Here is a 9,456-nt window from a genome sequence, read left to right on the forward strand (position 1 = left end):
GTCCTGCGGCGCGCTGTTGGTCATGTGTCCGAGCATACGAGCGACCTCTCGCAGAAACAGCTACAGGTCAGTGCTGGTTACGGGCCGGCCGCCGGGGGCAGGTGTGCGGGCCACGTATCGCTGGAATCCGTCGAGCGCGCGCAGCACCTCGCTCTCTTCGCGTGCCGGCAGCTGCACGACGACCTCGTCCACGCCGAGCTCTTCGTAGTGGGCGAGCTTGCCCTCGGTGGGCTCGACCGCGGAGAGCGCCACGTACAGGTCGCCGGGGTCGCGGCCCGCTTCCGCCCAAGCCGCCCGGAGCGCGGGGAGGGAATCGCGCAGGCCGCCGCCGCCGATCGGCAGCCAGCCGTCCGCGTACTCCGCGATCTGCGCGAACTGCTTGGGCCCGGCGGCTCCGCCGACCAGCGTGCGCGGCCCGTACAAGGGGCCTTCCTTACGGGCGCGCGGCGCGCGGACCGGCTTCGGGTGGACCTCGCTGGCGCGCACGCTCGCGAATTCGCCTTCGTACGAGGTGGGTTCATCCGCCCACAGGGCCCGCATGACCGCCATCCGGTCGCGTACGAGCGCGCGGCGCGTGCGCCACTCGACGCCGTGGTCGGCGGCCTCCTCCCTGTTCCAGCCATAGCCGATGCCGAGGGTGAGACGGCCGCCGGAGAGGTGGTCGAGGGTCGCGATCTGCTTGGCGAGGTCGATGGGGTCGTGCTGCCCGACGAGCGTGATGTTCGTGCCGAGCCCGAGCCGGTCCGTGACGGCGGCGGCCTGCGCGAGGGCCACGAAGGGATTGAGCATGCGGGCGCACTCGGGCGGCAGTTCACCGCCGGGATAGGGGGTCTCGCGCGACACGGGGATGTGGGAGTGCTCGGGCAGGTAGAGCGCCGCGAAACCGCGCTGCTCCAGCTCGCGGGCCAGGCGGACGGGGGTGATGGTCCGGTCGGTGAGGTAGAGGGTGGCGGCAACGCGCATGGGGTGGCCTCCGGGGTTCGCGCACGGTGTGCTCGTACGGGAGCGGGGCTCACTTACTAGCCGTCAGCGGCGCAGGAGTCCATGCCGTGCCCGTGTGTCCCTTCCGGCGCCGGTGGTACGCGACCGTGACCGCGACGAGCAGCGGGGCCCACAGGACGAGCGGTGCGTAGCAGGCCACGAGCACGGCCTCCTTGACGGGATCGTCGGTGGCACCGGACCCCAGGCCCGCGTACTGGGCGTAGAGGGACCAGCCCATGAGCCCGACCAGGCCGAGCGCGCCGAGCAGCGCCGGGACCACCGCGGCGAGCGGCCGCACCTCGCGCCCGCCGAGCAGCGGTATCCACCCCGGCACCACTTCGCCCCAGCCCCGCACCAGGCCGAGCGTCAGCAGGGCGAGGCACTCGGCGACGACACTGAGCCCCAGGACGTAGACGACCCCGACCCAGCCCCTGACGGGCTCGTCCGCCACCGGCAGCCCGGCGGCCAGCGCGACGCGCCACAGGCCGGAGGGCAGGGTGGCCAGCGGAACCGCGTGGGCGGCGATCACGGCCCAGCGGGGAACGTCCGGCAATGCGCTCATCTTCACCATGCGGCCCATGCTGTCCGCAGGCCGGGATCCACCACATCGGCACACAGACCGACCGGACGCCCCGTACCTCCGCCGCACGGGGGAGCGGAAATTCCGACCACCTCACGCGTCCGCCGACCTACCCTGCCCTCCATGAGCAGACGACGCCGCAAGAAACAGACGCAGCGCCTGGTCCTGGCGGCGGAGCTGGGCCGCACGACCGAGGTGAGGGCGCTGCTGCGCGCGGGCGCGGACCCCCGAACGCCGGACCCCGACGGCACGACCCCGCTGTACGGCGCGTCCGTCCACGGCACGGCCCCCGTCGTCAAGGCACTGCTCGAAGCGGGCGCCGACCCCGACGCGGAGAGCGGCCACGGCGACCAGGGCACTCCCCTGTGCGCGGCCGCGTGCTGGGGGCACACCGAGGCCGTACGCGAGCTCCTCGCCCACGGCGCGGACCCGAACCTCCGCGAGGACCACGGCACGGGCAACACCCCGCTGTACTGGGCGACGCAGGGGCCGCACGAGGAGACGGTTGCCGTGCTTCGGGGAGCAGGTGCGAGCGCCTAGGCGCGGGGCCACGGGTGGCCTAGAATCCGCCGGAATCGACGGAATCGACGGAATCGGGGGGTTCCTCATGCGACTTCGCTTCGCGACCGTACTGCTGCTGCTCGGAGCGCTCCTCGGAGGCACGGCTTCCGCGGGCGCGTACGCGGCGACCCCGCGGACCGTGGCGGCTTCGACGACGCAGCCGGCCGGAGCCACGGCCGCGTCCGCGGCGGTGCTGACCGGCACGGTCACCAAGGCGGCGGACGAGTCGCAGTCCAAGTCCAAGTCCAAGCCCAAGAAGAAGAAAAAGAAGAAGTCCAAGGGCGTCGGGTTGATCATCGGAATCATCGCCGTCATCGCGGTCATCATCATCGTCATGATCGCCGTCCGCCGCGTGCGCAAGGCCCGCGGCGGCCACTGAGGGAGACCGGCGGGCGGCGCCCGCCCGACACCACCCGTAAGTCTGTCAATTGCCTTCCCTTGCGCCCGAGTTCACGGCTCAATACCAGGGTTGCCCTGCAGTCCCTTCCGACACCCCTGGGAGCCGACACATGTGCGAGGACGAACACCACAGGACCAGAGCCGCCGACACGTCCCTGAACCGGCGCGGTCTGCTCGTGACGGGAGCCGCCGCCGCGCTTACGTTGAACAGCGTGAGCTTCGCGAGCGCCGCAGGGCGTGAATCCGGAAGTGGCGACGAGACCAAGGTGGTGCGCGGCACGCTGCCCACCGGGTCACCCGACTTCGTGTACCTCCCGGTCGAAGTGCCGGACGGGGTACGGGAGATCCACGTCGCGTACACCTACGAGAAGGTCACCGTCCCCGCGGGCACCCCGGGCAACGCCCTGGACATCGGCATCTTCGACCAGCGCGGCACGGCCCTCGGCGGCAAGGGCTTCCGGGGCTGGTCGGGCGGCGCGCGCACGGAGTTCTTCATCCGCGCCGACGAGGCGACGCCCGGCTACATCCCCGGCCCGGTCAAGGCGGGCACCTGGAACATCGCGCTCGGCCCGTACACCGTCGCCCCGCAGGGCCTGCCCTACGAGGTCACGATCACCCTCAAGTACGGGGAGCCCGGCACCACGCCCCGGCCGGTCTATCCGCCGGAGCGGGCGAAGGGGCGGGGCCGCGCCTGGTACCGCGGCGACTGCCACCTGCACTCCTGGCACTCGGACGGCAGGCGCACCCCGGCCGAGATCGCGGCGCTCGCGCGGGCCGCGGGCCTGGACTTCATCAACTCCTCCGACCACAACACGCACTCCTCGCACCCCCACTGGGCGGCGGCGGCCGGTGACGACCTGCTCGTCATGCTGGGCGAGGAGGTCACCACCCGCAACGGCCACGTGGTCGCCCTCGGCACGGACCCCGGCACGTTCGTCGACTGGCGCTACCGCGCCCGCGACAACCGCTTCGGCAAGTTCGCCCGCGAGGTCCGCGACGCGGGCGGCCTGGTCGTCCCCGCCCATCCGCACGGCACCTGCATCGGCTGCAACTGGAAGTTCGGCTTCGCGGAGGCGGACGCGGTGGAGGTGTGGAACGGCGCCTACACGCCGGACGACGAGGTGTCCCTGGCCGAGTGGGACGGCACGCTCGTCGCGTCGGTGCGCGGCCGCAAGCCCTGGATCCCGGCCATGGGCAACAGCGACGCCCACCGCGACCCCGACCCCGTCGGCACCCCGCAGACGGTGGTCCTCGCGGAGTCCCTGACCCGCGACGCCATCCAGGCGGGCATCCGCGCCGGCCACAGCTATGTCGCCGAGAACAAGAACGTCGCGGTCACGTTCACGGCCACCGGCGGCAAGGGCAAGCAGGCGGGCATCGGCGACCGCCTGTACGTCGAGCAGGACGCTCCGGTGACCGTCCGCCTGGACGTGACCGGCGCCCCCGGCTGCACGATCCACTTCGTGACGGACCAGGGCAACCTCTTCGCGGCCCCTGCGCTGCCCGCGTCGGGTTCCGGTACGGCTCAGTGGCGGACGACGCCTTCGTACGCGGCCTACGTGCGGGCCGAGGTCCGCCACCCACCGGTGACGACGGGCCTGCCGGGCCCCCTCGCGGCCTTCACGAACCCGATCTTCCTGGGCCGGAGTTAGCGAGGGCTACACGGGTCGTGACCGCCTGACCGCCGGTGGGGGCGGGCCGCGCAGTTCCCCGCGCCCCTGAAAGGGGCGCGGGGCCGGGTTCAGTCCGCGACGACCAGCGCCGGAGTGTCCCGCTTCAGGACCTCGCCCCGGAAGAACGCCGGGCTCTTGCGGCCCATCACCAGCATGATCACCACGCCGAGCAGCAGCAGGCCCACGCCGATCACGAAGACCGAGCCGACGCCGAAGACGGAGGAGCCGCTGCCGTAGGCGGGGTTCCACATGTCCACGAGGGTCTTGACGAAGACGGCGGTGAGCAGGATGCCGCCGAACACCGGGAAGAAGCCCTTGAAGGCGAAGTCGCGCGCGGACGAGAACAGTTCGCGGCGGAAGTACCAGGCGCAGGCAAAGGCCGTCAGGGCGTAGTAGAAGCAGATCATGAGGCCGAGCGCGTAGATCGTGTCGACCAGGACGTGCTCGGAGACCAGCGTCATGGCGGTGTAGAAGGCGCCGGTCGCCACACCCGCGACGACCGTGGCCCGGCCCGGCGTCTTGAACCGGGGGTGCACGCGCGCGTAGGAGGCCGGAAGTGCCTCGTACGTCGACATCGCGAGGACCGTGCGGGCCACCGGGATGAACGTGGTCTGGAGGCTCGCGGCGGCCGACGCGAGGACCGCGACGAAGAGCAGGATGCCCAGGCCGTTGCCCATGATCGGCCCGGCGAGGGCGGCGAAGACGTTGTCGGAGGTGTCCGGGTTGGCAAGGCCCAGGCCCTTGTCGCCGGAGCCGACGGCCATCTGGGCGGCGATTCCGGTGGCGAGGTAGGAGCCGATCAGGACGACCATCGAGATGAGCGCCGCGCGGCCCGGCGTCTTCTCGCTGCCGGTGGTCTCCTCATTGGCGGTCAGGCACGCGTCCCAGCCCCAGAACATGAAGATCGACAGGGAGAGACCGGCCGTGAAGGCGCCGAAGGACTGCACGGAGAACGGGTTCAGCCAGGACCAGGAGAAGTCCATGGACCCGGCGATGTCGCCGCTGTTCGCCTTGCCCAGGGCCATCGCGACGAAGAGCGCGAGGACGACGAGCTGGAGCCCCACCAGCAGGTACTGCACGCCCTTGGTGGCCGTCATCCCCCGGTAGCTGATCGCCGTAGCCGCGGCGATCAGGGCGAGGCAGGTGAGGATGTGGACGGCCTTGTTGTCGTCGAGGGCCGCCACGGAGTCGCTGCCCGTGATCTCGCCGGCCAGGAGCCAGAAGTACGAGGTGGCCACGCCCGCCAGGTTCGACAGGACGATGATCGTGGCGATGACAAGGCCCCAGCCGCACATCCAGCCGATCCGGGGGCCGAAGGCCTTGACCGTCCAGGTGAAGGACGTGCCGCAGTCGGGCATGGCCTTGTTGAGCTCCCGGTAGGCGAAGGCCACCAGGAGCATCGGCAGGAAGCCCGCGAGGAAGACCGCGGGCATGGCCAGGCCGACCTCGCCGGCCGTGGAGCCGAGGGTCGACGTCAGGCAGTAGACGGGGGCGACGGTGGAGATGCCGATGACGGCGCTGCCCATGAGGCCGACGGAGTTCCCGCCGAGCCCTTTGGCGCGTACGCCCCCGTCAGAGGCGCCGTTTACCGTGTCTCCGGCCTGGGGCCGTACGTCCAACTGGGTCATGAACAGGACGTTAAGGGCTGCGGTTTCCATATACGGAGGACACGGATCCGGATCATGCGGCTTGTAATCGATGGGCGAATCAGGACATCACCCATCGATTACCGGACTCGAATTCCGTAATGCTCATTCATTGCGAGGCAAAAGCCAGACCGTCCGGTATGCGGGAACCGCAGCACTGTCCGTTTTGCCCCGCTTCAAAATTTTCCCGGACAACCTCCGCCGTTCCACATAACGGACATCCCCCGGACCGGCATCAGCCGGGCCGGCATCACCCGGGCCACACGATCGACTGGAGCTCGCTGTACGCGTGCAGCGCGTACGAGCCCACGTCCCGTCCGACGCCGCTCTTCTTGAACCCCCCGAACGGCGCCTCCATGTTCCGGCCGATCGTGTTCACGCCGACCCCGCCCGCCCGCAGCCGCCGCGCGACGCGGAAGGCGCGGGCCACGTCGCCCGACCAGACGTAGTCGATGAGGCCGTAGTCGCTGTCATTGGCGAGCGCGATGCCCTCCTCCTCGTCCTCGAAGGGGACCACCACCACGACCGGGCCGAAGATCTCCTCCCGGACCACCCGCATGTCGTTCGTGCAGTCGGCGAGCAGCGTCGGGGCGACGTAGAAGCCGCGGTCAAGGCCGGGGCCCGCCGGGCGCTCGCCGCCCGCGACGACCCGCGCGCCTTCCTTCCGCCCCAGCTCCACGTACGACTCGATGCGGTCGCGGTGGGCCGCCGAGATCACCGGGCCGACGACCGTGCCCTGCTCCCGCGGATCGCCGACCTTCATGAAGCCGATGTAGCCCGTCAGCTTCTCGATCAGCTGGTCGTAGACCGCGCGGTGCGCGATCACCCGGGTCGGGGCCGTGCAGATCTGCCCGCTGTAGAAGGCGTACGTCGTGCCGATACCGGCCACCGCCGAGTCCAGGTCCGCGTCCTCGAAGACCAGCGCGGCGCCCTTGCCGCCCAGCTCCATCAGCTGGCGTTTCATGTCCCGGCCGCACACCTCGGCGATCCGCTGCCCCACCGCCGTCGAGCCGGTGAAGCTCACCATGTCGACGTCCGCGGAGTCGACGGCCGCCTCGCCCGCCTCGGGCCGCGCGCCGCTCACCACGTTCACCACGCCCGGCGGCGCCCCGGCCTCCTCCAGGGCCGCCGCCATCCGGTACACCGACAGCGGGTCCTGCGGGGCGGGCTTCACGACGACCGTGTTGCCCATGGCCAGGGCGGGGGCCACCTTGCCCGCGGGGTTGGCCCACGGGTTGTTGTACGAGGTGATGCAGGTGACGACGCCCACCGGCTGGCGCACGGCCAGCGCACCCAGGACGCCCGCCTTCCCCATCGGGCCCGCCTCGCTGATCTGCGGAACAAGGGCCTCCTCGACCGGTTCAAGGGCACCCTTCGCGTACCGCTTGAAGCGCGCCACCGACACCGCGACCTGCATCCCGCGCGCCGTCCCGGTCGTCGCGCCGCTCTCCGCCTGCGCGAGTTCCGCGTACGAGGCGAAGTCGCGCCGCATGATCTCCGCCGCACCGTCGAGGACCGCGGCCCGCTCCTCGGGCGTGGTGCGCGACCAGGTGGCGAAGGCCTCACGGGCCGCGCCGGCCGCCGCGTGCACCTGCTCGCGGCTCGCCTCGGGAGCCAGGCCGACGACGTCCTCCGTGGCCGGGTTGATCACCTCGTAGTGCCCGCCGTCGGGCTCGACCCACTCACCGCCGACGAACAGCCGCTGTTCCGGCCCGGCTTGCCGGGTCACTTGGTGCTCACCGTCCTGGTGTCCCGGCCCGAGCGCAGCACCGTGCCGGGCGTCGCACCCGTCACTTGGTCCTCGCGGATGGCCTCGACTCCGTTGACCCAGACGGCGTTGACGCCGATCGCCTTCGAGTCCAGGCGCGGGCTGTCGCCGGGCAGGTCGTGCACCAGCGTGGCCTTGCCCGCGTCGATGCGCTCGGGGTCGAAGAGGACGAGGTCGGCGTGGAAGCCCTCCTCGATACGGCCGCGCTCCCGCAACCCGAAGAGCTGCGCGGGGTCGTCGGTGAGCATCTTCACCGCCTGCTCAAGGCCGACGAGCTTGCGGCCCCGCAGGCAGTCGCCGATGAACCGGGTCGTGTACGGGGCCCCGCACATGCGGTCCAGGTGCGCGCCCGCGTCGGAGCCGCCCAGCATGACGTCCTCGTGCTGCCAGGTCTCCTGGCGCAGGGTCCACGACGCGGGGTCGTTGTCGGAGGGCATCGGCCACAGGACCGTACGCAGGTCGTCGTTGGCACAGATCTCGACGAGGCACTGGAAGGCCTCCTGGCCGCGCTCGGCGGCGATGTCGCCGACGACACGGCCGGTGAGCCCTTCGTTCTCCCTGGAGTACGTGTCCCCGATGACGTACCGGTCGAAGTTCGACAGCCGCCGGAAGACCCCGGCCTCCTTGCTCGCCGCGTGCCGCAGCATCTCGCCCCTGGCCTCCGGGTCGCGCAGCTTGGCGATGCGCTCGGGAACGGGGAGGCCCAGCACGTCACCCCACCCCGGGATCAGGTTCAGGGCGCAGAAGGTGCCGAGCGACATGTTCATGGGGGTGAGGATCGGCATCGTCAGGGCCACGATCCGGCCGCCGGACTTACGGGCGCGCTCGCTGGCGATCAGCTGGCGCGGGACGCGTTCGGGGACGGCGGAGTCGATGGTGAGGACGTTCCAGTTCAGGGGCCGCCCGGCGGCGGCGCTCATCTCCACGAACAGGTCGATCTCGTCGTCGCTGAACTGGTCGAGACAGCCCGCGACGATGGCTTCGAGCTGCGTGCCCTCGTGTTCGGCGACGGCCCGGCTGAGCGCGAGCAGCTCCGCGGGCTTCGCGTGCCGCGATGCCACCGGCTCCCCGTCGCCGTCCGAGTGCGTGGAGGACTGCGTGGTGGAGAGCCCCCACGCGCCCGCGTCCATGGCGTCGTGGAAGAGCCGCAGCATTTCGTCGAGCTGCTCGGGGGTCGGCTGCCCGCCGACCGCGTCCGCGCCCATGACGTACCGCCGCAGCGCGCAATGCCCCACCATGAAGCCCGCGTTGACGGCGACGCGCCCGTCCAGGGCGTCCAGATACTCGCCGAACGAGTTCCACGACCAGGGCGCGCCCTCTTCGAGCGCCACCAGGGACATGCCCTCGACCTTGGACATCATCCGGCGCGTGTAGTCGGCGTCCTCGGGCCGTGCGGGGTTCAACGGGGCCAGCGTGAACCCGCAGTTGCCGCCCGCGACGGTGGTGACGCCGTGGTTGAGGGACGGGGTCGCGTAGGGGTCCCAGAAGAGCTGGGCGTCGTAGTGCGTGTGGGGGTCGACGAATCCGGGCGCGAGAATCCGTCCCCCGGCGTCTTCGCTGGTCCTGGCCTCTTCGGCCACGGCTCCCGGCTCGGCTATGACGGCGATGCGCCCGTTCCGTATGCCTACGTCGGCGACGCGCGCGGGGGCGCCGGTTCCGTCGACTACGGTCGCGCCCTTGATGAGGTGGTCGAGCATGACGGTGGACAGCCCCCTTGATCGGCGTCTTTTCGGTGCGAATCAGACTTGATCGGCGTCTTTTCGGTGCGAATCAGACTTGATCGGCGTCTCTTCGGTGCGGATCAGACTTGATCGCGGTCTTTTCGGTGCGGATCCAACCCGTCCAGAA

General features: G+C 71.0%; 8 protein-coding genes. 3 read left to right on the forward strand and 5 right to left on the reverse strand.

All coding sequences use genetic code 11. The features are described 5' to 3' along the window. Positions 1-60: 60 nt before the first annotated feature. Together ACQKIP_RS09135 and ACQKIP_RS09140 are read right to left on the reverse strand one after the other, a co-directional pair. On the reverse strand, positions 61-963 hold the full coding sequence (locus ACQKIP_RS09135) for an LLM class F420-dependent oxidoreductase (protein WP_365860445.1): 903 nt from the start codon (positions 961-963) through the stop codon (positions 61-63). 49 nt (positions 964-1,012) lie between these two features. Further along, positions 1,013-1,552, reverse strand: coding sequence for a hypothetical protein (locus ACQKIP_RS09140; protein ID WP_365860444.1), 540 nt, complete (start codon positions 1,550-1,552; stop codon positions 1,013-1,015). 132 nt (positions 1,553-1,684) lie between these two features. On the opposite strand from ACQKIP_RS09140, the gene ACQKIP_RS09145 reads away from it, so the two are divergent. The 3 genes from ACQKIP_RS09145 to ACQKIP_RS09155 all read left to right on the forward strand — a co-directional run bounded on the left by ACQKIP_RS09145 (position 1,685) and on the right by ACQKIP_RS09155 (position 4,173). After that, positions 1,685-2,101 (forward strand): ankyrin repeat domain-containing protein, encoded by a 417-nt coding sequence (locus ACQKIP_RS09145; RefSeq protein WP_365860443.1) that lies wholly within the window; start codon positions 1,685-1,687, stop codon positions 2,099-2,101. A gap of 67 nt (positions 2,102-2,168) precedes the next feature. Further along, complete coding sequence (locus ACQKIP_RS09150; RefSeq protein ID WP_365860442.1) at positions 2,169-2,501, forward strand: hypothetical protein; 333 nt, start codon at positions 2,169-2,171, stop codon at positions 2,499-2,501. 130 nt (positions 2,502-2,631) lie between these two features. Then, a complete protein-coding gene (locus ACQKIP_RS09155; protein ID WP_365860441.1) occupies positions 2,632-4,173 on the forward strand; it encodes a CehA/McbA family metallohydrolase in 1,542 nt (513 codons plus the stop codon). 89 nt (positions 4,174-4,262) lie between these two features. Here the strand turns inward: ACQKIP_RS09155 and ACQKIP_RS09160 are convergent, their stop codons facing one another. The 3 genes from ACQKIP_RS09160 to ACQKIP_RS09170 all read right to left on the reverse strand — a co-directional run bounded on the left by ACQKIP_RS09160 (position 4,263) and on the right by ACQKIP_RS09170 (position 9,305). After that, positions 4,263-5,822, reverse strand: a complete 1,560-nt coding sequence (locus ACQKIP_RS09160) for an APC family permease (protein WP_365860440.1) — start codon at positions 5,820-5,822, stop codon at positions 4,263-4,265. Positions 5,823-6,090: 268 nt separating this feature from the next. Beyond that, on the reverse strand, positions 6,091-7,569 hold the full coding sequence (locus ACQKIP_RS09165; protein ID WP_365860439.1) for an aldehyde dehydrogenase family protein: 1,479 nt from the start codon (positions 7,567-7,569) through the stop codon (positions 6,091-6,093). Then, a complete protein-coding gene (locus ACQKIP_RS09170; protein ID WP_365860438.1) occupies positions 7,566-9,305 on the reverse strand; it encodes an N-acyl-D-amino-acid deacylase family protein in 1,740 nt (579 codons plus the stop codon). The genes ACQKIP_RS09165 and ACQKIP_RS09170 overlap by 4 nt, the downstream gene beginning before the upstream one ends. Between the last annotated feature and the right edge of the window lie 151 nt (positions 9,306-9,456).

Source organism: Streptomyces sp. NPDC059900 (assembly GCF_050270335.1).
GTDB lineage: Bacteria > Actinomycetota > Actinomycetes > Streptomycetales > Streptomycetaceae > Streptomyces.

What these genes read in the sequence shown, in the direction of transcription:
- ACQKIP_RS09170 (WP_365860438.1), bottom strand. Translation starts at nt 9,305, where the DNA reads ATGCTCGACCACCTCATCAAGGGCGCGACCGTAGTCGACGGAACCGGC.
- ACQKIP_RS09155 (WP_365860441.1), top strand. Translation starts at nt 2,632, where the DNA reads ATGTGCGAGGACGAACACCACAGGACCAGAGCCGCCGACACGTCCCTG.
- ACQKIP_RS09145 (WP_365860443.1), top strand. Translation starts at nt 1,685, where the DNA reads ATGAGCAGACGACGCCGCAAGAAACAGACGCAGCGCCTGGTCCTGGCG.
- ACQKIP_RS09150 (WP_365860442.1), top strand. Translation starts at nt 2,169, where the DNA reads ATGCGACTTCGCTTCGCGACCGTACTGCTGCTGCTCGGAGCGCTCCTC.
- ACQKIP_RS09135 (WP_365860445.1), bottom strand. Translation starts at nt 963, where the DNA reads ATGCGCGTTGCCGCCACCCTCTACCTCACCGACCGGACCATCACCCCC.
- ACQKIP_RS09160 (WP_365860440.1), bottom strand. Translation starts at nt 5,822, where the DNA reads ATGACCCAGTTGGACGTACGGCCCCAGGCCGGAGACACGGTAAACGGC.
- ACQKIP_RS09140 (WP_365860444.1), bottom strand. Translation starts at nt 1,552, where the DNA reads ATGGTGAAGATGAGCGCATTGCCGGACGTTCCCCGCTGGGCCGTGATC.